The following is a 23,365-nucleotide window of genomic DNA, read 5'->3' as shown; positions in this document are numbered from 1 at the left end:
TTTTACGTTAAAGAATTATGAGTAAAAGCAGTATACAGTTCCAATTATCTTTTATTGAGCCTCAGGCACATTATGTGGAGGTCCGAATGATCCTTGAAGGATTTGACCAAGATTACCTTGACCTCAAAATGCCGGTCTGGACACCTGGTTCCTACCTCATCCGTGAATTTGCAAAAAACGTGGAGCAGATGAAGATGGAAGATACGAATGGTAACCTCCTTGAATTTGACAAGATCAACAAGAATACCTGGAGAGTTCATTCCAAGGGTTCGCAGGTAAAGGTATCCTATCGTGTTTATAGCTTTGAACGCTCCGTGCGTACCAATTTTGTGGATGACCAACATGCCTTTATCAGCCCAGCAGGGACTTTCCTGTTCGTGGACGGCTATTTGGACCATGCTTCAACGGTTCAGGTTGATCTGCCAAGTTTCTGGAAAAAGATATCTACAGGTTTGGAATTGGTAGAGGGCAAACTCAATCTCTTCTTTGCAGAGAATTTCGATATCCTTTTTGATTCTCCGCTGGAGATCGGTAATCAGGATAGCTGGACGTTCAATGCTGCGGGTATTCCCCATGAATTTGCGATGGTGGGAACGGCCAATTACGATAAAGATCGCTTGTCAGAAGATATCACAAAGATTGTGGAAGTTGAAACGGCGATCTGGGGATCGAATCCGAATGACCGATATGTATTTATTACCCATAATTATCAAAGTTCACACGGTGGTTTGGAACACTTGAACTCGACGGTCTTGGCAGCATCCAGGTCCGCTTATTCCAATAACATCACCTATAATAATTTCTTGAGCTTGGTAGCCCATGAGTATTTCCACTTATGGAATGTCAAGCGTTTGAGACCCGCGAACTTGGGTCCATTCAACTATGATGAGGAAAACTACACCCCATTATTATGGATCTTTGAAGGTTTTACCGCCTATTACGACAACCTAATTACTCGTAGATGCGGATTTAGGAATGAACAGGAGTATCTAAATGAATTGGTTTCGGAATTCAATCTGGTATTGAACCGCCCTGGACACAAGGTTCAATCGGTGGGTCTTTCCAGTTTTGATACCTGGATCAAACAATACCGCCCCGATGAAAACTCATCCAATGTCAGCATCTCCTATTACAACAAAGGAGCTATGTTGGCCACGATGATTGACATCAGCATCATTGCGAAGACCAATGGCAGCAAACGTTTGGACAATGTCCTGAAAGCGGCCTATGAAAAATATTACCTGATTGAGAACAGGGGAATCAGCGAAAAGGAATTCCAAGACTTGGCAGAAGAGGTTTCCGGAATCTCCCTGAAGGAGATTTTTGACGCGGTCTATACCACAGAAGAAATTGACTATAATGCTTATTTCAACGCGATAGGTTATCAATTCATTGACATCAATAAGGAAAACCAGACACCTAGCATAGGGATCAAGGTTTCGCATCAGGATGGACGTACCATCATCAAGAATGTTGACCGCAATTCCGCTGCTTGGCTGGATGGATTGAATGTAGATGATGAAATCGTGGCAGTCAACGGAAATCGCTTGGATCCGATGGGTAGAGAACTGGACCAGGCCGTGATCAACAGCAAGATTGGTGATCCTTTGCAGATCCTAGTCGCTAGAGATGGCCTGATGCGTGAAATCATGATCCAGTTGAAAGCTAGTGAAAAAGTTTCCTACGTTATTGAAAGAAAAGAAGACAGCACAGAAGAACAAAGAAGGTTAGGTAATATCTGGCTTTCTTTATAATCTTGAAAAGTAGAAATACCCAGCAATCGAATCCCTTTCGTTGCTGGGTATTTTGTTTTCGCTCATCCAAAGCAATTAACCACTCATTATCAATAATTTATTTGAATTTTTTCTTTATTTTTAATGGCACACAATTAACAGAATCGAACCTAAGACCAATTTCAGGTTCCGTACCGTTTAACCAATTACGGCCATGCAAATAAAACCCATTCAAAACCACAACCTATATGCCTATCGGCGTCTCCGAAGGGCAATTGGTTATCTAGGGATTTTTCTCCCAACCATTTTAGTCCTGCTATCTTTAATCAAATTCTTTGCGACCAAAATACAGCCCTCCATCAGCCATTATTACTATACCAACCTTCGGGAAATCTTTACGGGTACATTATGTGCTGTAGGCTTGTTTTTGATCTGCTATAAAGGAAATGGGAACAGGTCAATTCTCAAGAATGACAATTTACTTACGAATGTTGCCGGGATCATGGCTTTCGGGGTTGCTTTTATCCCAACAGATCCTATTTCGGACTCCTGCCTGAAATGTACCTTGATCAACTTTAGCTTAACTTGGTTACACTATGCCTTTGCGGCAGTGTTGTTTTCCATATTTGCCCTATTATCCATCAATGTCTTTACCATCGGGCAACAGAAAAACTCCGATATTCCGGTCAGTATGTTCAATGAAAACCGCATCTACAGATTCTGTGGCTATGGCATAATACTTTGCGTAGTTATGGTCCCTCTAAAGCTGTTCCCCTATTCTACCCTCGTTTTTGAAGCCTTAGCCCTTTGGATGTTCGGGATATCCTGGCTGATCAAAGGCAGAGCACTCGGGGACGAAGGCGTCATTGGCGAAAAAGTGTACCGGGAGCATAATGCGGTGGATACGGAGAAGGCACTTTAGAATTTAGTAGTTAGTATTTAGTATTTAGACTGTATAGCTTGCTATTTACCCTTACTAAATGGAAAACAATATCATTTTCAGAATTGCTGAATGATATTAAGGAGTACAAAGAAACGATGACGGAGCCCTAGGTCTAACTACTAAATACTTATCACTAAATACTTTAGTAATAAGTATTTAGTAGTTAATAGTTAGACTGTATAGCTTCCTATTTACCCTTACTAAATGGAAAACAATATCATTTTCAGAATTGCTGAATGATATTATGGAGTACAAAGTAACGATGACGGAGCCCTAGGTCTAAATACTAAATACTTATTACTAAATACTGTAACAACGAACAAGGCCTTGCTTTTTGAAGCAAGGCCTTGTTCGTTGTTAAAACGTGTATCTTATGGAGAATCCCACTCCATCCCAAATCCTGAATCCGCTTTCTTGAAGGAAGTCGAAATAAGGTTTGATATCTAGTGACAATGCTAGTGGAGCTTGCGGAATTTTGTATTCCACCCCTACGATACCATCAACACTCAGGGCCATTTCGGAATGTTTGTCAAAACGTTGCCCTTCTTTGTTGGTAAATGCTTTACTGGTATATGAACCTACCGAACCACCGAATCCCCAGAACCAGGAGAAATCATTGTATAATGGCAAGTGGTTTTCATAGAGACCTACCAAGCGGAACCTGCTGTATTCCGAGTTGCCCTGAATACTCAGAATTCCTTCCAAAGCCTTGTTAGGATTCATTGTATAACGATATGTTAATCCAGTAGCCGAACCAAATCTGGCACCGATGGCATGTTGAGATTGCAGCTGCGCGTTGGCAAGGTTAGTTGATGCAATAAAAGCGATAAAAACTAGTGTTAGTTGTAAGATTTTTTTCATTGAAAACAAATTTCTATTCCTCAAAAGTACTATTAATTTTTTAAACGCTTAAAACCGATTTTCGGTATAAGTAAAGTCAAAAATTATTCTGCAAGCATAGTTTTTCTTTAAAAAATTATATATTAGTCATTACCTAGATATGTATAACCAATTTTGTATTTTTAAGGGGAGATAAACATTATGAGCAATAATAAAAGATTATTTGATTTAATCAGTAACTATCAGAAGGAATTTTCCAAAGAGATCATGGTTGCTGGCCGCTCAAAGAATGGTTGGAAGACCTATTCCACCCAAGAGTTTGTAGAAATCATCGATAATATCAGCAAGGGATTATTGGCAAAAGGGATTCAAAAAGGCGATCGTATTGCCTTGATGTCCGGTAATAGACCGGAATGGAATTTCATTGACTTTGCCTGTAACCAATTGGGTGTGGCGACAGTGCCCTTATACCCTACCCTTTCCAATCAGGACCTGATCTATATCCTGAATGATGCTGGCGCAAAGCTTTTGTTTGTAAGCAATGAAGAACTTGCGAAGAAAGCTGACCTAGCATTAAAGGAAAACAACCAAGAGTTAGAGGTTTTTACGTTTGATGATATCCAAGACCGCAAGAACTATCTTGAGGTTCTGGGACTTGGTAAACAAAACGACCAGGACCTGCAAGCCCATAGAGATGCAGTTCAACCTGAGGATCTATTGACCTTGATCTATACTTCAGGCACAACGGGTAAACCCAAAGGCGTTTTCCTATCCCATAACAATATCATTTCCAATGTAGAGGCATGTAACCATTTGGTAACCGATGAATACAAGAAAGCATTGAGCTTCTTGCCATTATGCCACATCTTTGAGCGAATGGTAGTGTACCTGTACCTTTCCAAAGGGGTACAGATCTATTATGCGGAAAACCTGGATAATATCGTGGTCGACATCAATGATGTAAAACCAGATCTATTTACGACGGTACCACGTGTATTGGAAAAAGTATATGACAAGGTCGTTGAGAAAGGCAAGAACCTTACAGGCATCAAGAAATCACTGTTCTTCTGGGCATTGAACTTGGGCTTACGTTATCAAGAACCTAAAAAGAACTCCGGATTCTACAACTTCCAATTGGGCATTGCCAGGAAATTGATCTTTTCAAAATGGAAGGACGCATTAGGTGGAAACATCAAATTGATTATTTCTGGTGGTGCAGCTTTGCAGGAGCGTTTGGCAAGGGTGTTCTGGGCGGCAGGCATCAAGGTTTTGGAAGGTTACGGATTGACCGAAACCTCCCCGGTAATTGCCGTGAACTCCTGGAAGGAAGAAGATGTGAAGTTTGGAACAGTTGGACGCGTATTGGACAACCTGGATGTTAAGATCGCTCAGGATGGAGAGATCCTGGTAAAAGGACCAAGTGTGACCAGTGGCTACTACCATAACGATGAAGCGACCAAAGAAGCCTTTACCGAAGATGGATATTTGCATACCGGCGATATTGGTGAACTGACTCCAGATGGTTTCTTGAGAATCACCGATCGTAAAAAAGAGATGTTCAAAACCGCGGGAGGTAAATATGTTGCCCCTCAAGTTTTAGAAAACAAATTGATGGAATCTACCCTGATTGCCCAGGTGATGGTCATTGGTGAGAACCAACGTTTCCCTGCGGCATTGATCGTTCCGGCATATGAAGAGCTTGAAAAATATGCCAATCACAAGGGTATCAGCTTCAGTTCTAAAGAGGACTTGATCAAGAATACCGACATTTTATCTAAATACGAACAGGTTATATCACAGGCAATGGCTAACTTTGGGCATTGGGAGCAGGTGAAGAAGTTTAAGTTGTTGCCGAAAGAGTGGACCATCGACGCTGGTGAGTTGACTCCGAAGTTAAGCCTTAAACGTAAAGTTATCCTGCAAAAGAATGAAGAGGTAATAAAATCAATCTATTCTGAACAGGGATAATCTATGCTAAAAACAATTTGGACCAAGATAAAGGAATTCTGGCAACTACTATTGAATGCAGGTAATGCATTTGCTGATGACAACTGCATGAAGCTAGCCGCTTCACTTGCCTATTACACCGTATTCTCGATTGGTCCACTTCTGTTGATTTTAACATGGACACTGGGATTTTTCTATGGCAGTGCCCTAGATGGTAGCGAAGGTGCGCGTGAGCAGGTCATTGATGAGTTGAATCAATTGTTTGGAAAAGAAATAGCCACCTTGCTGGAATCTACCGTACATAATCTATCCCTTTCTAGCCGCTCCAATATTGGAATCATCGTCGGTGCAGGCACCTTGATGTTCACTTCGACCACTATTTTTGTGGATATCCAAAATTCAATCAATTCCATCTGGAAAGTAAAGCCTAAACCCAAGAAAGGTTGGTTGAAATTGATCATCAACAGGTTGATTTCATTCTCCATGATCCTAGGCCTGGTTTTCCTTCTATTGGCATCGTTGATTATCTCCAGTTTGATTGGCGTGATGACGAGCTATTTCAATCAGTTTATGGAGAATTGGGATATCAGTTTGATCGATTGGGTGAATACGGCCATTACCTTTTTGGTGATCTCGTCTTTATTTGGAATTATCTACGCCTTCCTTCCAGATGCGAAGGTTCGATTTAAGGATATATTGGGCGGAGCCCTTTTTACCGCATTGTTATTTATGTTCGGTAAGTTCCTGATCTCCTTATACCTTTCACAGAACATCACTGCCAGCTCGTATGGAGCCGCAGGATCCATTATTATCTTATTGGCCTGGGTTTATTACTCTGCTGCCATTCTGTACTTTGGAGCCGAGTTTACGAAAGAATACGCCATCAAATATGGCAAAGGAATTCAACCAGCTTCATTTGCTGTGTTGGTAAAACAGACGGAATTGGAAATTGACCCTGAAACTGGAATTAGGGAAGTAGTAAAGAAACATAGCGACCCAGTTCAGTAGTGGAAGATCAAAAAAGCATCCAATACATGTTATTGGCGGGCTTTTTCTTCGCCCTAATGAATATTAGTGTCAAGTTGGTTTCGCATCTTCCTACCATGGAAGTGGTACTTTTCCGTTCAGTCATCAGTCTGCTGGCTTCCTATGCCATCCTGAGAAAACAAAACATTCCTGTTTTTGGAAATAATAAGAAATTGCTGATTGCAAGGGGAATTGCCGGCTGTTTAGGGTTGGTAGGTTCTTTTTATACCTTGCAGAATATCCCATTGGCCTCTGCAGTGACCATCAATTATACAGCTCCTCTATTTACGACCATTCTGGGGATCTTCATGGTCAAACAGTATGTGAAGCCTATTCAGTTTCTGTTCTTTGGAATGGCGATCGCAGGTGTTTTGATGATGAAGGGTTTTGATTCCAGGATATCCAATTTTGATTTGGCGGTGGGCTTGATGTCTGCATTGTTTGCAGCCATTGCCTATAATATCATTGCGAAGATCAAAACCAGTGAGCATCCCTTGGTTATCATTTTTTACTTTCCATTGATCACGATTCCATTTGTCGGAATCTATAGTATTTTCGATTGGAAAACACCACAGGGCATTGATTGGTTTTATCTGTTATTGGTGGGTATCTTAACCCAATTGGCCCAATATTATATGACGCTTTCGTATCAGACCGCTAATCTTTCAAAGGTATCGAGTTTAACTTACCTAGGTGTGGTTTACGCACTGGGCATTGGATTCTTCTTTTTCGAAGAAACATACAGTTTATATTCCCTATTGGGAATTGGGTTGATTATCCTGGCCATTCTGTTCAACATGCGGGTAAAGACTAGCAAATAACTTTTGTATAACAACAGAAAGGGCAGCAATCTTAATTGCTGCCCTTTCTGTTTATAAGGAAATTCGTTATTTCACATTGTAATAGTAAATCTGTCTACCGACATTTCCCTGAAGGTCATTACCTTCCACGACTACCTTGTATTTACCGGTTCCATCAGCATTGAAGAATTCCAGGTTAACTTCACCTTTCGAATCTACACGTACATCTGGGTTCCAATAAACTGTTGTTCTGTAGTCATTGGTATTTTTTGACTCTGCTGTTGTATACTTCGGCTCGTAGAATTTACGTTCCTTCACATATCCTAGCGGATAGAAGTCGATTACGTTTGATTTAGGCAACATGGCTTCAATCTGCGCCATGGTCATACGAGGTTGTTTTTTCTCTTTCTTGGTGATGATCGAAACTACACCATCATTGTTGTACAGGTTTCTTACGGTACCCAGGTCATCACGCATAAAGATCTCGATAGCCTCGATATCAGCTACCTGAATCGAGTTGATGGAAGGCTCGTCTATTGGCATACCATTCAGGAAGAACTGTACGGGTACACGGCTGCCTTGGTTGAAATTTCTGGTGATATAATATTTCTGGGTATTGACATCATAGGTAATCCCTGTCAACATCGTATTTAAACACATGCTCAAGACATTACAGCCATTGAAACGGCTTCCTTCTATACGGTGTTCAGGCATGGATAGGCCCGTCAATGCCGAGAAGTCCTTACTGGTCTGCTTTTTCTCTTGGGTTGCTGTTACCACGACTTCCTCGATCAGGTTATGCGTCCTGAATTCCTTTTTGCTATTGTCAAGGTATGCTTTTAGGTTCTCATCGATATTCTGGATGTTTGCGGCCTTATTAGGATTAGCTTGATCAATCTCTGGGAATAGCGTTGGATCCAAGGTGATTACCAGACTTCTGAAGTTGTCATTACCTCGAGCATTCAAGGTAGCTTTCAGGGAATCCGAAAAGACTAGGTTTTCGAATGTATATCTACCTGAATTATCAGTATAAGCATCTTTTTTAATAGCAGCTCCTGGGATATTCAACAATAAACCACCATTAGGCTGGACACGTCCGGTATTTTGGCGAAGGACCCCAGTGATCGTAATTCCTTGTTCAGGCATGAACTTCACTTGCGGTAGTCTTCCGCTCACCAGATCCTTATATTCAAACCTTCTAAACCCTTGGGTCAACATTAAGGCATCCAAGGCTTCCAATCTGTTTTCGTTTTTAGGATTGAAGTAATAGTTTGGCTTTTCGATATAACCCTTTAAATCCGAGGCAACCAACATATTGCTGACAATACCTTTATCATTATCATCATTGTAAGGTACCTTGCTTTCATCGATGACAGCAACAGAGAAGTTACCAGGCAGGCTATCCACTTTGGTATCCAGGTTCAGTTTCATTTTCACCAGATCCTTTCTTGCATAGTCCGTTTTATCAGTAGACACTTGGATTCCGATCAGTTCCTGCGGTTGGATAAACACCAATCGCTCGGATACAGGTTGTCCATCAGGGGTCATCAATGTAATCTGTACGACACCGTTTGGTAATTCCTTTAAAGGAATTCTAACCGATACTGCCGGACTTTTAATGGAAGCTTGGGCAGCATAGATCAAATGTCCATTCAGTTGACCAAAAACATAGTAAGGTTTGTTTTGGATGGAGCTGAAATATTGATCATTGGTAACGAGTCCTAGGTTGATAAATTCATTATCCTGAGAAACAGCCACGACGTTGATCTTATCGTCTACAACGGCCGGAAGGTCCACAGTTTTCTCGATTCCATTACCTAAGGTCACGACAGCTTTGTAGGTTTCTCCGGAAACAGGAATCATGGTAAATGACCCCATACCCATGCCTAGATCTTCAAAGCTGGCAATCTCTTTCTTTTTGCTATCGATGATTTTCCCTTTAACCGGAACGGATGAGCCACCCGATTCCATGGCCTTAAAGGCAACCTTTTTGGAAACTCCAGAGATAAGGTCCCCTCCTTCTGGGAAAAACTGAATATCTACATCTTGATAGGCATTCGCCAAAGAATATTGACCTGTCTGTCCTTCATCCAATTGAACAACCAATCGGCCAGTCTTGAATTTATCTTTTTCCTTATGGGATAGGTTGATCGTGATCCGACCGAGGTCATCCGTTTCAGCCTTTCCTTTATCAAAGGCATCCCAACCATCATTGGCTTCCCAATTCAATTTTTTACGACCTAATGCCTGTCCATCTGGACCTCTGAATTGAATGGTGGCTTTGGTTCGGTTTCCTTCCTGTTGATAGGTGATATTGGCACCCATCTTTTTATTGATTGCATCACCAATTGGAACTACCTTATTGAAAAAGTAGCCCATATCAAAGTTCATCATCCACTTGCTATATGCCCTGAACCTATAGTTGTCCTGAGACCAAAACTGAGGATCAAGGACCAAATGTCCCTTTCCCGCACCTTCCTGCATGGGGATCCTTAGGGTCTGCATCAGAGAGTCCCTGCTGTTGATGACATCGACATAAACGATCTTGCTCGGGTCGTAATTAAATAGATTCGTATTTAGATAGGTTTTGAACCACAATGTATCTCCCACGGCATAATATGGCTTATCAAAGTGTAAATGCACTTTTTCTACTGGGTAAACCGAGAAATATTTTTGAACATTTTCTACTGCAGTATTGATTGGAATTGCAGGTTTTTCTTGGCCCTTAGCTGTGGTAAATAATAAGGTAAAAATTACGACTGCTAAAAGTAAACGATTAGTTAACTTCATCAATATTTAATTTTGAAAAAGCTAAATATATTGAATTTTTAGGGAACGAGGGAAGCCTTAAGGAAATTTAACAGATACCTACAGCAATGGCGCAAGCAATCGGCAAAGGGAATCCACTCCTCTCTTCCAAGCTTTTCTTTTTTTCCAATCCTTAATGGTAATCAGCACACAATTTTCACGGTCAATATCATACTGCTTTTCCATTTCTCTACAGAAATCTCGATTGGAGATAACAGCAGCAACTTCATAATTGATATAAAAACTTCGGAAATCAAGGTTGACAGTTCCTACATAGGCAATTTTGCCATCAATAATCGAGGTTTTCGCATGTAAGAAACCTTTTTCATATTGGTAGACCTTTACTCCTCTTTCCAGAAGTGGTTTGAGGTAGGAAAAGGTTGCATGTTGAACAAACCAGGAATCACCTTCAGCAGGGATCATCAATTCGACATCTACGCCGGCTGCTGCTGCCGTTTTAAGTGCGGTAGATAATTCTTCTGAAGGAATAAAGTATGGGGTACATAATTTAATGCTTTCACTAGCCTCTCCTATACTGATGAGCAATGCTTCCATATTAAATGGACCGATAGAACCAGGGTCACTGGAAGACAATGCCACTGCACTCAACTGATCGGTTACTACAGGAGTTTCACGAAGATATCCATCATCCAACTTAAAGGGTTTGCCGTCGGTCTGGTTCCATTGGTTCCAGAAGCTGATCTGGAACATAGACCCCACATTCCCAACGATCTTCACCGAGGTATCTCGCCAATACAGACCAAATTCATTCGGGTTGGCATAGCGATCTGAAATATTGATACCCCCAGTATAGCATACAAAGCCATCGATCACCGCAATTTTCCGGTGATTACGGAAGTTGGAGTTTGCCAACGAGGTAAAGGTCACAGGTAAGAAAGCCTGGAATTCTATTTTGCTATCTTTCTTTTTCCGCATGTACCGAACGACCTTTGGCGAGCCGAAGCTGTCCACGATCAGCCGGACAATTATCCCTTCATTGGCTTTCTTTTCCAGTAAGTCCAGGACTTGGGTACCAATATTGTCCAAATCAAAGATATAGAACTCCATATGGATGGAATGCTTGGCTGCTGCCAGGGATTCCAAAAGTGCAGGAAACATCTGTTCACCATTGACCAGGAGCGTTACTTCATTATTTAAGGTCGGTGTGGAGAGTTTTTCATTCTTGAGATAAGAATACACTCGGGATAGATCGCCGATCTTGCTCTGTATATTCCGAATGGACCATTGCATCAATGGCTCCAACCGCTGAAATTCCTTTTTCAACCGCAGGGTCTGTTCCTGGTTGATCCGTTTCATTTTCTTGACCTTTGAAAACTTCTGTCCAAAAAGATAATATAGGATTAGCCCCACAAAAGGGATAAAAACGATGACTAGTACCCAAGAAATGGTTTTGGTAGGATTTCGGTTTTCAATTAAGATGGTTATGATTACTCCAACATACATTATCGTTAATGGGATCCAGCCCCATATTTCCAGAAAATGTAAAACGGTCTTTAAGTGCTCCTGCATAGATAGAAATTATCTCTAATAACCAACTTAGCCCGTATTTGTTTTGAGACAAAAAACTAGGCTTCCATACAAGATAGGAAAGAAAATCAATTATGCACAATTCATTGCACCATCCATGTGCAATAAGGGGCTCAAATATGGGATATCTAGGTTAGCTCCCCTCAAGATGAACCAAGCACCCATAATCAGGAACAAAATAGGCAATACCGTAGAAAAACTGGTCTTAAAGATACGTTTCGGGAAGTTGCCGGCAAAAGAAAACACCAGCAATAAAGGTAGGGTACCTAGGCCGAACAGTAACATAAAAAGAAAGCTATTGGTCAAGGAGTCTGCATTTACGGCAGATGCCAAGGCCATATAGACCATTCCACAAGGCAGGATACCATTCAGTATACCGGCTATAAAACTTCCTCCAGGCCTATATAGCCATTTGCTCATAAACTTTGCAAAAGGTTGGATGGCTTTGGTCTGAATGGATGCGAGTTTCGATGAACTCTTGCCAAACATATAGAAAAGGCCAATGGCAAAAAGGATAATACCGGTAACCAGGCTAAAACCCTGCTGCCAACCTTGGATAGTGGCTGCATTTCCAAGTACACCTAACAGCAGGCCTAATAATCCATAGGTCAGGATGCGGCCAGATTGATAGAGTAATTTATTAAAAGTCGTTTTCCAGGAGATCTTCTGCCCTGCCTGAACGGCAAGCAGCAGCGGACCGCACATGACCGCACAGTGGATACTGCCCAAAAGGCCCATAAAAAACGCCAGATAATGATAAGTCATTTTATTGAATAAACACGGCGTGATCGGAAATGTAAGATTTATCCGAATGCAGCCAGTCAATTTCTAATTTCCAATTCCCTTTCTTGAAACTACCTACAGGCAGTTTAAACTGATTGTTTGCTGTATTGAAAGGTAATACTTGATCGAGGTTTTTGTCATCCAAGCGGGTAAACTTCAGGGTTCCTTTATTTCCAGCAGATGAAAACTCAATCAGTAAGCTGTCTTTGAGCAATTGAAGTCTTGGTTTAGCATGATCTGCGAGCAGGTTTTCTTTCTTATGGAAAGTTTCATCATAGTTCAGCCCTTTTTCGTAGTAGTCTGACTCGACCAAGGTATCTGAATCATGACTGACCATATAGATCCCTGCCCCAACAATAAATAGCATAAATGCCCCTAAACCAAATACTATCTTATATCCCCAGTTCATTTTATTTTTTTGCTGGAGGCGCAATAAATGTCGTCTCCATGGTTTCTAAAACTTTATCACCAACCTTGATATCCACCTTCACGTCAGTTTTATATTGTTTGATGGACTGCTGGTCTGCTATCAAAAATAAGCTTAATTTCGCACTTCCTTCACGGTTCAAATGGGAAATAGGATTCACCACCTGAATTTTGACCCCTTCTGTGGCACTAACCAAGTCGAAGTCTAGGTCCTTACTCGTCTTATTGATCACTTCCAAGGTGTACAAATTGGTCACCGTTCCATCGTCACGTTTTTGGTAGGTACTCCCTTTTGCACGCAATAGACGACCATCCACATCAGAACGACTGAAGATCATAAAACCAAAGATCCCCATCAATACCACCAGAATTCCGGTATATATGACCGCTCTGGTATTCTTCCTCTTACCTGCATCCTCCGTTTCCGTGCCTTCTGCTTCTGCCAAAGTATAGAATCCGATCAGACGTCTTGGCTTGTCAATCTTATCCATAACGGCATCACAAGCATCGATACAGGCTGTACAGGAAACACATTCCAATTGAGGCCCCTTACGGATATCAATCCCAGTAGGACATACATTCACACAGAGGTTACAGTCGATACAATCGCCTTTCTCTTCAGAAGAATCTTTTCTGATTTTTCCTCTTGGCTCTCCCCTTTTCACATTATAGGCAACTGTAACGGAGTTGTCGTCCAAAAGCACCCCTTGCAATCTACCATATGGACAGATACGTGTACAAACGATCTCTCTGACAAATGCGAACACGAAATAGAACACCAAGGTGAAAACAATAATAGATAGGAAACCTACAATATGGTTTTCAACAGGATCTGTGACGATCTTGTAAAGTGCATCCACCCCAATAATATAGGAAAGGAACAGATTGGAAATGATAAAGGATATCAGCAGAAAAACAGTGTGCTTCAGAAACTTCTTCCAAGCCTTGACATCGGTATCAGGACCTTCATTCAATTTTTTCTGTTGGGTCCAGTCACCTTCGATCAGGTATTCGATCCTTCGGAATATGAGCTCCATAAATATGGTCTGCGGACAAGTCCAACCACACCATACACGGCCATAGACAGCAGTAAACAGGACGATACAGACCAATACGATCAGCATCCCAAACAGGAAGATATGAAAGTCTTGTGGGTAAAAGATGTTACCAAAGATGGAGAACTTCCTTTCAATGATGTTGAACATCAAGAAAGGGTTTCCGTTTATTTTTAGGATGGGACCTAAAAAGAAGAACAGTAGTAATCCGTAGCCAACAACCTGTCGATAGTTAAAGAATTGCCCGCTAGGTTTCTTAGCGTATATCCATTTTCTTTTCGATTTATCTATTTGGTTTTGTTGATTGGATTCATTTACTACTGTTCCCATGATTTTTTAATATTTATTATTTTGTTGCTGTACTATCTGCTGGAGCTTCGCCTTCAGCAGCAGGAGCAGCACCTCCTTCACTTTCGTATGCAGTGACTTCAACGCCTTCTGCACCTTTTGGATTTGCAGGTTTGGTATCTCTCAAAGTGAGGATAAAGTTACTTACCTCTGCAATTTGCGCTGGTGTCAAGGTTTGTTCCCAAGGCACCATTCCTTTTTCCGGAACACCATATTTTACGGTTTTAAAGATGTCCTTGATCTCGCCACCGTGCAACCAGAACCTATCGGTCAAGTTAGGACCAATGGTACCTTCCCCATTTGCACCGTGACAGGCAGCACAGTTCGTTGTGAACAATGCCTTACCATTTGCTGCCAGCGTTCCAGTTTCATCCACCTCGATGGTGTTTTCATCAAAGGAATTTGCAGACTGTGCCAAGAACTCTTGTTTTTCAATCTCTGCTTTTGCCATCTCGCGTTCGTATTCTTGGTCTTGGTTCAATCCCCAACCGAATACCTGGTAAATCAATAGGTATACCACCGCAAAGACTACAGAAGAATAGAACAAGGCGTTGAACCATACCGGAATAGGATTGTTCAATTCCTCAATTCCATCGTATTCATGGTTTTTGATCACCATGTCTTTTTCTTCCTCCAGAGGTTTCAAGCCCATGATATAGTTCCATGTGCTCTTCCAGTAATTCTTTCTGGACAGTTTCCTTTCCGCTTTTTGGCGTTCTTCTTCTTTGACAACTTCTGGCATAGTCACCTTCAACATAGACCTCAAGGCCTTGTTGATGGTAATGGCAGCAGCCAATACAGCGATCAATACGAAGAATACGGCTAGATAGAAAATATCGTTATATAAGTTGCCTGTACCAATCGCAATCAGCGTTCCTGATACACTGCTCAGTATTAATATTAGATTCATATACGTTCAGATTCAGGTAAGTTATCATTCTGTTTATCGGATTCATCAAATGGTAATCCTTTCATGTAATCCACAAAGCTTTTCTTCATGGTAAACAGCATAATGGCTACCAGGATAAAAAAAGTCAAGAAGATTAACAGCGAGATGATCAAGTAAATCTCATCTCCATGTAAGTTTGTGATTTGTCTCCACATAGCTCTTTCTTTTTTGTGTTACATTAATTGTTTTCTGCTACTTTATTCGCGTCATCTGCTTTCTTAGGCTCAGCCTTGATGTCTGTACCCAAGCGTTGTAGATAGGCGATCATCGCAACGATCTCTTTATTTGGTTCAACCTGAACATCGTTTGCAGCTAAATCTTTCACGATGGCTTGTGCTTGCTTTTCTGCATGTTCAACAGCATTGTTGATTTCATCATCCGAATAAGGCACCCCTAGTTTCTTCATCACCTTCATCTTACCGGTTAGGTATTTGTAGTTGATATCTTGTTCGATCAACCATGGATATGGAGGCATGATACTTCCTGGCGAGGTGATGGTTGGATCCAACATATGGTCATAGTGCCATTTGTGCGGATATTTACCACCGATACGGTGAAGATCTGGTCCGGTACGTTTCGAACCCCATAGGAATGGATGGTCATAAACGAACTCTCCAGCCTTACTGTACTCACCATATCGTGCAGTTTCCGAACGGAATGGACGAATGGTCTGCGAGTGACAGTTCACACATCCCTCACGGATATAGAGGTCACGTCCGGTCAATTCCAAAGCGGTATACGGTTTCACCGAAGCAATTTTAGGAACGTTGTTGGCCACTGTAAAGGTTGGGATCATCTCCACGATACCCCCGATAAGGATAGCGATCAATGACAACACCATAAACAGGATAGGCTTACGCTCTAAACGACGGTGAGCAGATTTTTCTGTTTTTTGTATAGGCTCCAATGCCGGTGCTTCTGCTGGCTCATTGGCAACCAAAGAACCTGTTTTGATGGTCTTAACCAAGTTATAGGTCATCATGATTACCCCTGTAAGGTAAAGAATACCACCTACAGCACGCATCATGTGCATTGGAAGGATTTCCAAGGTAGTAGCCAAGAAGTTAGGGTATTTCAATACACCTTCTGGCGTAAAGTCTTTCCACATCAAACCTTGTACTACTGCTGCCCAATATAAAGGAATAGCATAGAACAAAATACCTAATGTACCGATCCAGAAGTGGGCATTCGCCAATTTCTTAGAGTACAGTTGCGTTTTATAGATCCTAGGGATCAACCAATATAGGATAGCGAAGGTCATGAAACCGTTCCATCCTAGGGCACCGATATGCACGTGTGCAACGATCCAGTCCGTAAAGTGTGCAATAGCGTTAACTTGTTTCAAGGATAACATAGGTCCTTCAAAGGTTGCCATACCATAACAGGTCAGTGCTACAACCATGAATTTCAAGATAGGCTCAGTCCTAACTTTATCCCATGCACCACGTAAGGTCAATAGACCGTTGATCATACCACCCCAACTTGGAGCGATCAACATAATGGAGAATACAACACCTAAAGACTGTACCCAGCTTGGTAAAGAGGTATACAATAAGTGGTGCGGTCCGGCCCAGATATAGATAAAGATCAAGGACCAGAAGTGTAGAATACTTAATTTATAGGAATATACAGGGCGGTTAGCCATCTTAGGCAAGAAGTAGTACATCAGTCCTAAGAAAGGAGTCGTAAGGAAGAATGCTACCGCATTATGCCCGTACCACCATTGTACCAATGCATCTTGAACACCTGAATAAACGTAATAACTTTTCCACATACCCACTGGCATCTGAATGGAGTTCACGATGTGAAGAACGGCAACCGTAACGAAAGTCGCAATGTAGAACCAAACGGCCACATACATATGTCTTTCTCTACGTCTGATGATCGTTCCGAACATGTTGATACCAAACACTACCCAGATAATGGTAATGGCAAGGTCAATTGGCCATTCCATTTCTGCATATTCATGCGAACTGGTCAAGCCTAACGGAAGGGTAATTGCTGAGGCTACAATGATCAATTGCCAACCCCAAAAGTGGATCTTACTAAGTAAATCGCTAAACATCCTGGCCTTTAAAACCCGCTGCATGGAATAATAAGCCCCCATAAAAATGGCGTTTCCTACAAAGGCAAAGATTACTGCGTTGGTGTGTAAAGGTCGAATACGTCCGAATGTGGAATATTGAAGTCCAAAGTTTACCTCTGGCCATACCAACTGCAAGGCTGCGATTAGCCCGACAGTCATCCCGACGATCCCCCAGATTACAGTTGCGATTCCAAAATCTCTGACAATCTTGTTGTCATAATTAAATTGCTCTACCTGCATTATTCTTATATATTAAGTTAACGATTCAAAATTACCAGTCTGCCCATGACATTCTAATGATAATGAGAAGCAAGAAAATGTGATTTCAATCACTTTTTTATTTGGGAAAGTGGCAATCGCAAAAACGGATAACCAAAAAGAAGGTGTAATAGGTACTTTAGGTCTTCATAATCTTATTGAGGACCAGGTTCAATTTCTGATCATTTCGAAAAATTGGGATACGGCAAATAGCTTCTCTTTAGTTTTCCTCCAATCCACTCAATACGCTTTTCATTAGGTCAACAAAAAATCCCCGAAAGGGATTTCATTATTTTAAATTTAGGTAAATTCTACTAAACATAGGATGATTAGGCATATTAATTTTCAAGTATTTGTTTAGTGATAATATACCTATTAAATAAGGCACAAAAAAAGGAAACCTCTGGGTTTCCTGATTTGGTATTGTTCATAAAATTAGGCTTTCGCGCTTTATGTCGTTTCCAAGATTGCTTTCATGGAAATGATCTTATAGACGTAGGCTGCAGTTTCCGAATTCAATTTCAAGTCATAATAGTTGTCTTTCTTTTGTCTTCTTAGGGAAGCTCTCAAACTTCCGCCACCAACGTTATAAGCTGCTGCCGCTAATGTCCAATCACCGAACTCTTTGTGCAATGATTTCAGATATTTTGCTGCCGCATGTGTAGACTTAATCAAGTCTAAGCGCTCATCCACACTACCATTCACTTTCAATCCATATAAACGGGCAGTTGCCGGCATAAATTGCCAATAGCCACCAGCTCCTTTATGAGAAGTTGTTTTCGGGTTCAGGCTACTTTCAACTACAGCAATGTACTTGAAGTCTTCAGGAACACCATAACTTTTCAGGATTTTTGCAATGCGGGGAAGTAATTGATCCGCTTTTTTGTGAATGTGATGTGAGGGCTTTTTTAGATAAGCAAACCTACTCAGGTACTTGTCTAGTTTTTTCTGTACAGTAACTTCTTCCAATGGAATATCAGTTTCTGCAAAAGAGAGCTGACTATAGGGGTCGTTTTCTGCCTCTTTTTTAGCCAATGTTTCCGAAATATTGGCTTTCATCGAGTGGTCCAATGCCTTTCTAAAAGGATCGGCCATCTCTGGTTGGGGTTTGGAGTACAAGTTTGACATTAACATTAACATCAAAAGCGCACTACTACATAATACTCTTTTTTTAACCATTCATTCCCTTACTGCCACCCTATCCACGGAACTTGTTTAAACCGATCAAAAAGTAGCTTGGTGAAAAATCAAGCTCCAAAAGTACAGCTTATTACTTTAACGCACAAACAATAGTATTAATAAAGAAAGTTAATTAAAGTTAAAACCAAGTAAAACCTACGTTAAAACCACTTTAAACTACTTTTTCAAGAAAACCTCAAATTGTAACATTTTTGGGCTATTTTTTATTCTTCAAAAGCTCATGCAAACATATATTGACCTAAATTGAGGTTTTGAACCGAAAAAACAAACAATCCTAGCAACCAAGAAACTGCAATTTCCCTAGGTTTTTCCTTACAATCCCTAAATCGCTATAAATTAGATTATTAGGCCTCCATGAAGCTTAAAGCGAGTTTTAAGCAATGTTATTGTATAAGGAATCTAATATTTAACAAAGTATTGTGTTTAAATGCTGAATGAGTGAAAAAATTGCCTATCTTTGTGGCTCATTTTTTCGAATTATGCCATTCAATAGCAAAAGGAACAGTCGAGACGACAACTCCAGAAAATCAAGAAGCAGTTCAGACGGCTTCAGAAACAACAAAAAGGACGATAAATCATCCTTCGATTCATCGAGAAGTTACAAATCCGACAAATTTAATCGTGACTCAAATTCTGACAAAAGCAGATTTGACAAAGACTCCAAGTTTGGAAGAGATTCCAAATTCAACAAGGATTCTAAATTTGCCAGAGACTCCAAATTCAATAAAGACGGAAGACCTGACAGAGACTCCAAGTTCGGAAGAGACAATAAATTCAACAAAGATTCTAGACCTGACAGAGATTCCAAATTCGGAAGAGACGCCAAATTTGACAGAAGCTCCAAATTCGGAGCTGATGCTAGACCTGACAGAGATGCTAGACCAGATAGAGATTCAAAATTCAATAGAGAGGAAAGACCGGAAAGAAAATCAAGGTACGGCGATGAAGCTACACCTAAAAGAGGTTCTAAATTCGGAAAGGACTCAAAATTCAATAGAGATGGTAAGTTTGAAAAACCTTTCAACTCAGACCGTCCATATAAAAAGTTTGATGGAAAAGGAAAGGACTTTGGAAACAAACGTTTTTCCCGTGACAATGATGAAAGATCAGATCGCGACTTCCGCAAAGACAACTTCAGAAAACCTAAGCAAGAGAAAAACTTCAACGCTGAGGATGATGGTTTGATCCGTTTGAACCGTTATATCTCTAACTCAGGTATCTGTTCACGTAGAAAGGCTGATGAGCTGATCGAAGCTGGAGTTATTTCAGTAAACGGTGTTGTGGTTACTGAATTAGGAACCAAGGTTGATCCTGCCAAAGATGAAATCAGATATAACGACGAACGTCTGAAACGTGAGAAAATGGTATATGTACTTTTGAACAAACCAAAAGATTATATCACCACCACTGATGATCCTCAAGAGCGCAAAACCGTTATGCAACTGGTTTCTAAAGCGACTAAAGAGCGTATCTATCCAGTAGGACGTTTGGACAGAAACACCACCGGTCTTCTTCTGTTGACCAACGATGGCAACCTAGCTGAGAAATTATCACATCCAAGAAATAACATCAGCAAAATCTACAATGTGGAGTTGAGCAGGAGCCTTAGCCAAGGAGATTTCAACAAGATCGAATTCGGTATTGAACTGGAGGATGGCTTTATCAAACCAGACGACCTTAGCTTCGTTGTAGGAGGCTCAAAAAAGGAAGTTGGCATTCAGATCCACAGCGGTAAAAATAGGGTCGTAAGACGCATATTTGAGTCCCTAGGTTACGAAGTTGAAAAACTTGACCGTGTGGTTTATGCAAACCTGACCAAAAAAGATCTTCCTCGCGGACGTTGGAGATACCTTGAAGAGAAGGAAATCATCCAATTAAAGCATTTAATGAAATAGCATACAAGGCGCAATTGGATTGCGCCTTTTTTATTTGAGCCCACTTTCGTATTTTTAACAAAATTAGATTTGATATGACAGACCCTAAATGTTTAACGTCGGTGGCTGAATTCCATAAAACATTTCAGCACCCGATTTTAGATCAACCTACAATCCCTTCAGAAACTCGTTGCAAACTGAGAGTATCCTTGATCGCGGAGGAATTGAAAGAACTTGAAGAGGCTATTCAGGACAAAGATCTAGTAGAGATCGCCGATGCCCTTTGTGATATTCAATATGTACTTTCTGGAGCCATCTTGGAATTTGGATTAAAGGATAAATTCAATGACCTGTTCAATGAAGTTCAGCGCTCTAACATGAGCAAAGCCTGCAAAACGGAACAGGAAGCCATAGAAACCCAAGAACATTACCTAGCCAAAGGCGTCGAATCTTATTATAAGGAAATCGATGGCAAATACTTGGTGTTCAGAAAAGGCGATGACAAGACCTTAAAATCAATTTATTACTCTCCAGCTGATCTAAAGACCATCGTTGAGCAATAATAAAACATAAGCTTAAAAGAAAAAGGATGCCAATTGGCATCCTTTTTCTTTATATCGTCAGGTCAGCTTCTCTATAGGCCGAACCTTGTTTCACTCCTCTTTCTTCCAATCCCTTATCAATCTTGGTCTGAATACCCGATTTAGGAAATCCCCAATTAGGTGCAATCAGCAATTCCTTATCTGCAATACCAAATATCCGTTGGATAATGATATCAGGTCTCAATAATGGAATAAACTTGGCCAAGAAATCGGTATACTCTTCTATGCTGAACAAATGGAATGGTTCACGCTTATATTTTACACCCATGATAGAACCCTCCACGATATGTAGGTGGTGCAATTTCACAAACTTGATCTTGGGATGCTTATTGATTTCATCGGCATACTTCAGCATCATTTCCTCCGTTTCCCAAGGAAAGCCAAAGATCGTATGAACACAGAGTTCCAAGGAGGTATTTTCCAACATCTTCATCGTTGAAATAAACTCATCGTGCGAACATCCCCTGTTGATGCGTTCCAAGGTATCATTATAGATCGATTCCATGCCCATTTCCAGGTCCACATCATACCGATCGGTATAACTTTCCAATAATGCTATCTTCTCAAAATCCAAACAATCCGGACGCGTACCGACCGAAAGACCTAAGGTATGCTCCGGACAGATACTCAAGGCCTCATCATACATCATCTTCAGGAGATGTGTCGGTGCATAGGTATTGGTATTTGGCTGGAAATAGATAATGAACTTCTCAGCTCCATAGCTATTTCTCGCGCGTTCGATACCATTTTCTACCTGCTCCCTGATCGATGGGATCTTACGGGCCGTATCAGGCGTAAAAGAATCTACATTGCAGTAGGTACATCCACCATAACCCTTGCTACCATCACGGTTCGGACAGGTAAAATTACCATCTACGATAACCTTAAACACCCGTTGTCCGTCGTATTTTTCTTTCAGATAAGCCCCATAGTGGTTATAAGGCTTAATACCATTGTCTAATTGTGTACCCATTGAAATGCAAAGATAAGGAATTTTGGAAGAAATAAATGATTTGAGTTTAAGCGAGTTGTGGGAAATAGGGTTTGAACCAGGATGGAAAGGATGGTTTTGAACCAGGATGGAAAGGATGAGAGGATGGGCCAAGAACTGGGAACGGACCAGGATTAATGGGATGGGAGGATATTCCAGGAGCAGGATGGATAATATGGCGACGGAACGGATCCGCCTCCCTACCGGCATACCTTATTACCAATTGCCCCTAAAAACAGAAAGCCCGCTGTCTGTTGACAGCGGGCTCCCGTATAAAATTAGGCACCGACCTACTCTCCCACCTGTTACGGCAATACCATCGGCTCTGGCGGGCTTAACTTCTCTGTTCGGAATGGGAAGAGGTGGACACCGCCGATATAGGCACCTGAATACCTTTTTGTACATGCCCCCATCTAGGGGACGGTACATTGACATGTTATTGGAAGAAAAGATCAGAAAAAGAGAGAGGACAACAGGTCTATCCGCATTGGAAAGCTTCGGGCTATTAGTACCACTCGGCTTTGGTCTCTCAACCTTTACACCTGTGGCCTATCGACGTCGTAATCTCCGACGACCCTTGTGAGGAAGTCTCATCTCGTGGCTAGTTTCGCACTTAGATGCTTTCAGCGCTTATCTATCCCGGACGTAGCTACCCTGCCGTACACCTGGCGGCATAACAGGTTCACCAGCGGTCCGTCCAACCCGGTCCTCTCGTACTAAGGTCAGATCCACTCAAACTTCCAGCGCCCACAACAGATAGGGACCGAACTGTCTCGCGACGTTCTGAACCCAGCTCGCGTGCCACTTTAATGGGCGAACAGCCCAACCCTTGGGACCTTCTCCAGCCCCAGGATGTGACGAGCCGACATCGAGGTGCCAAACCTCCCCGTCGATATGAGCTCTTGGGGGAGATCAGCCTGTTATCCCCAGAGTACCTTTTATCCTTTGAGCGATGGCCCTTCCATACAGAACCACCGGATCACTATGTCCGTCTTTCGACCCTGGTCGACTTGTAGGTCTCACAGTCAAGCAAGCTTATGCCATTGCACTCCACGTACGGTTACCAAGCGTACTGAGCTTACCTTTGAAAGCCTCCGTTACCTTTTTGGAGGCGACCACCCCAGTCAAACTACCCACCAAACAATGTC

At 41.5% G+C, this 23,365-nt stretch carries 18 protein-coding genes and 2 rRNA genes; 7 read left to right on the top strand and 13 right to left on the bottom strand.

What is annotated here, in order from left to right:
• The first annotated feature begins 17 nt into the window (after nt 1–17).
• Both ACWICE_RS06945 and ACWICE_RS06940 read left to right on the top strand, forming a co-directional pair.
• Nucleotides 18–1,754 carry a M61 family metallopeptidase gene (locus ACWICE_RS06945; RefSeq protein WP_454297922.1) on the top strand — a complete coding sequence of 579 codons (1,737 nt, stop codon included), beginning with the start codon at nt 18–20 and terminating at the stop codon, nt 1,752–1,754.
• Between the two features lie 193 nt (nt 1,755–1,947).
• Nucleotides 1,948–2,655: a hypothetical protein gene (locus tag ACWICE_RS06940; RefSeq protein WP_313259070.1), complete on the top strand. Its 708-nt coding sequence runs from the start codon at nt 1,948–1,950 to the stop codon at nt 2,653–2,655.
• A 378-nt stretch (nt 2,656–3,033) separates the two neighbouring features.
• On the opposite strand, the gene ACWICE_RS06935 is transcribed toward ACWICE_RS06940, so the two are convergent.
• Nucleotides 3,034–3,537 carry a hypothetical protein gene (locus ACWICE_RS06935; RefSeq protein ID WP_185213497.1) on the bottom strand — a complete coding sequence of 168 codons (504 nt, stop codon included), beginning with the start codon at nt 3,535–3,537 and terminating at the stop codon, nt 3,034–3,036.
• 180 nt (nt 3,538–3,717) lie between these two features.
• Here ACWICE_RS06935 and ACWICE_RS06930 point away from each other — a divergent pair, with 180 nt between their 5' ends.
• From ACWICE_RS06930 to ACWICE_RS06920, 3 genes are read left to right on the top strand one after another with little or no spacing between them, the layout of a single operon-like run.
• On the top strand, nt 3,718–5,484 hold the full coding sequence (locus tag ACWICE_RS06930; RefSeq protein ID WP_254528170.1) for an AMP-dependent synthetase/ligase: 1,767 nt from the start codon (nt 3,718–3,720) through the stop codon (nt 5,482–5,484).
• A 3-nt stretch (nt 5,485–5,487) separates the two neighbouring features.
• Nucleotides 5,488–6,471 carry a YihY/virulence factor BrkB family protein gene (locus ACWICE_RS06925; RefSeq protein WP_093094871.1) on the top strand — a complete coding sequence of 328 codons (984 nt, stop codon included), beginning with the start codon at nt 5,488–5,490 and terminating at the stop codon, nt 6,469–6,471.
• Nucleotides 6,471–7,310, top strand: coding sequence for a DMT family transporter (locus tag ACWICE_RS06920; RefSeq protein ID WP_214648523.1), 840 nt, complete (start codon nt 6,471–6,473; stop codon nt 7,308–7,310). The genes ACWICE_RS06925 and ACWICE_RS06920 overlap by 1 nt, the downstream gene beginning before the upstream one ends.
• 66 nt (nt 7,311–7,376) lie before the next feature.
• On the opposite strand, the gene ACWICE_RS06915 is transcribed toward ACWICE_RS06920, so the two are convergent.
• From ACWICE_RS06915 to ACWICE_RS06875, 9 genes are all read right to left on the bottom strand, one after another.
• A complete protein-coding gene (locus ACWICE_RS06915; protein WP_454297921.1) occupies nt 7,377–10,079 on the bottom strand; it encodes a carboxypeptidase-like regulatory domain-containing protein in 2,703 nt (900 codons plus the stop codon).
• 78 nt (nt 10,080–10,157) lie between these two features.
• A complete protein-coding gene (gene cls, locus ACWICE_RS06910; RefSeq protein ID WP_185218625.1) occupies nt 10,158–11,627 on the bottom strand; it encodes a cardiolipin synthase in 1,470 nt (489 codons plus the stop codon).
• Nucleotides 11,628–11,717: 90 nt separating this feature from the next.
• Entirely contained in the window at nt 11,718–12,410 is a 693-nt protein-coding gene (locus ACWICE_RS06905) for a sulfite exporter TauE/SafE family protein (protein ID WP_185213493.1), read from the bottom strand.
• 1 nt (nt 12,411) lies between these two features.
• On the bottom strand, nt 12,412–12,837 hold the full coding sequence (locus tag ACWICE_RS06900; RefSeq protein WP_454292147.1) for a FixH family protein: 426 nt from the start codon (nt 12,835–12,837) through the stop codon (nt 12,412–12,414).
• 1 nt (nt 12,838) lies between these two features.
• A complete protein-coding gene (gene ccoG, locus ACWICE_RS06895) occupies nt 12,839–14,239 on the bottom strand; it encodes a cytochrome c oxidase accessory protein CcoG (protein ID WP_185213491.1) in 1,401 nt (466 codons plus the stop codon).
• Between the two features lie 16 nt (nt 14,240–14,255).
• Nucleotides 14,256–15,167 (bottom strand): cbb3-type cytochrome c oxidase N-terminal domain-containing protein, encoded by a 912-nt coding sequence (locus ACWICE_RS06890; RefSeq protein ID WP_185213490.1) that lies wholly within the window; start codon nt 15,165–15,167, stop codon nt 14,256–14,258.
• Nucleotides 15,164–15,361 carry a hypothetical protein gene (locus ACWICE_RS06885; protein WP_093094859.1) on the bottom strand — a complete coding sequence of 66 codons (198 nt, stop codon included), beginning with the start codon at nt 15,359–15,361 and terminating at the stop codon, nt 15,164–15,166. Before ACWICE_RS06885 ends, ACWICE_RS06890 begins: the two co-directional genes overlap by 4 nt.
• 23 nt (nt 15,362–15,384) lie before the next feature.
• Nucleotides 15,385–17,532, bottom strand: a complete 2,148-nt coding sequence (gene ccoN, locus ACWICE_RS06880; protein WP_185213489.1) for a cytochrome-c oxidase, cbb3-type subunit I — start codon at nt 17,530–17,532, stop codon at nt 15,385–15,387.
• Between the two features lie 468 nt (nt 17,533–18,000).
• On the bottom strand, nt 18,001–18,678 hold the full coding sequence (locus tag ACWICE_RS06875; RefSeq protein WP_185213488.1) for a lytic transglycosylase domain-containing protein: 678 nt from the start codon (nt 18,676–18,678) through the stop codon (nt 18,001–18,003).
• Nucleotides 18,679–19,184: 506 nt separating this feature from the next.
• On the opposite strand from ACWICE_RS06875, the gene ACWICE_RS06870 reads away from it, so the two are divergent.
• Complete coding sequence (locus ACWICE_RS06870; RefSeq protein ID WP_374670719.1) at nt 19,185–20,645, top strand: pseudouridine synthase; 1,461 nt, start codon at nt 19,185–19,187, stop codon at nt 20,643–20,645.
• A 74-nt stretch (nt 20,646–20,719) separates the two neighbouring features.
• The gene (locus ACWICE_RS06865; RefSeq protein ID WP_454297920.1) at nt 20,720–21,187 is read left to right on the top strand and encodes a pyrophosphohydrolase domain-containing protein; all 468 of its coding nucleotides are present in this window, start codon (nt 20,720–20,722) and stop codon (nt 21,185–21,187) included.
• A 49-nt stretch (nt 21,188–21,236) separates the two neighbouring features.
• Here ACWICE_RS06865 and ACWICE_RS06860 read toward each other — a convergent pair whose 3' ends face one another.
• The 3 genes from ACWICE_RS06860 to ACWICE_RS06850 all read right to left on the bottom strand — a co-directional run.
• Nucleotides 21,237–22,199: a TIGR01212 family radical SAM protein gene (locus ACWICE_RS06860; protein ID WP_185213486.1), complete on the bottom strand. Its 963-nt coding sequence runs from the start codon at nt 22,197–22,199 to the stop codon at nt 21,237–21,239.
• A 295-nt stretch (nt 22,200–22,494) separates the two neighbouring features.
• Nucleotides 22,495–22,606: ribosomal RNA gene (gene rrf / locus ACWICE_RS06855) — 5S ribosomal RNA — on the bottom strand.
• A 97-nt stretch (nt 22,607–22,703) separates the two neighbouring features.
• A 23S ribosomal RNA gene (locus ACWICE_RS06850) occupies nt 22,704–23,365 on the bottom strand; the annotation flags it as partial.

It is taken from the genome of Sphingobacterium sp. NPDC055346, assembly GCF_053645235.1.
This window is presented reverse-complemented; position numbering and strand designations above follow the sequence as displayed.

What these genes read in the sequence shown, in the direction of transcription:
- ACWICE_RS06945 (WP_454297922.1), top strand. Translation starts at nt 18, where the DNA reads ATGAGTAAAAGCAGTATACAGTTCCAATTATCTTTTATTGAGCCTCAG.
- ACWICE_RS06940 (WP_313259070.1), top strand. Translation starts at nt 1,948, where the DNA reads ATGCAAATAAAACCCATTCAAAACCACAACCTATATGCCTATCGGCGT.
- ACWICE_RS06935 (WP_185213497.1), bottom strand. Translation starts at nt 3,537, where the DNA reads ATGAAAAAAATCTTACAACTAACACTAGTTTTTATCGCTTTTATTGCA.
- ACWICE_RS06930 (WP_254528170.1), top strand. Translation starts at nt 3,718, where the DNA reads ATGAGCAATAATAAAAGATTATTTGATTTAATCAGTAACTATCAGAAG.
- ACWICE_RS06925 (WP_093094871.1), top strand. Translation starts at nt 5,488, where the DNA reads ATGCTAAAAACAATTTGGACCAAGATAAAGGAATTCTGGCAACTACTA.
- ACWICE_RS06915 (WP_454297921.1), bottom strand. Translation starts at nt 10,079, where the DNA reads ATGAAGTTAACTAATCGTTTACTTTTAGCAGTCGTAATTTTTACCTTA.
- cls (WP_185218625.1), bottom strand. Translation starts at nt 11,627, where the DNA reads ATGCAGGAGCACTTAAAGACCGTTTTACATTTTCTGGAAATATGGGGC.
- ACWICE_RS06905 (WP_185213493.1), bottom strand. Translation starts at nt 12,410, where the DNA reads ATGACTTATCATTATCTGGCGTTTTTTATGGGCCTTTTGGGCAGTATC.
- ACWICE_RS06900 (WP_454292147.1), bottom strand. Translation starts at nt 12,837, where the DNA reads ATGAACTGGGGATATAAGATAGTATTTGGTTTAGGGGCATTTATGCTA.
- ccoG (WP_185213491.1), bottom strand. Translation starts at nt 14,239, where the DNA reads ATGGGAACAGTAGTAAATGAATCCAATCAACAAAACCAAATAGATAAA.
- ACWICE_RS06890 (WP_185213490.1), bottom strand. Translation starts at nt 15,167, where the DNA reads ATGAATCTAATATTAATACTGAGCAGTGTATCAGGAACGCTGATTGCG.
- ACWICE_RS06885 (WP_093094859.1), bottom strand. Translation starts at nt 15,361, where the DNA reads ATGTGGAGACAAATCACAAACTTACATGGAGATGAGATTTACTTGATC.
- ccoN (WP_185213489.1), bottom strand. Translation starts at nt 17,532, where the DNA reads ATGCAGGTAGAGCAATTTAATTATGACAACAAGATTGTCAGAGATTTT.
- ACWICE_RS06875 (WP_185213488.1), bottom strand. Translation starts at nt 18,678, where the DNA reads ATGTCAAACTTGTACTCCAAACCCCAACCAGAGATGGCCGATCCTTTT.
- ACWICE_RS06870 (WP_374670719.1), top strand. Translation starts at nt 19,185, where the DNA reads ATGAGTGAAAAAATTGCCTATCTTTGTGGCTCATTTTTTCGAATTATG.
- ACWICE_RS06865 (WP_454297920.1), top strand. Translation starts at nt 20,720, where the DNA reads ATGACAGACCCTAAATGTTTAACGTCGGTGGCTGAATTCCATAAAACA.
- ACWICE_RS06860 (WP_185213486.1), bottom strand. Translation starts at nt 22,199, where the DNA reads ATGGGTACACAATTAGACAATGGTATTAAGCCTTATAACCACTATGGG.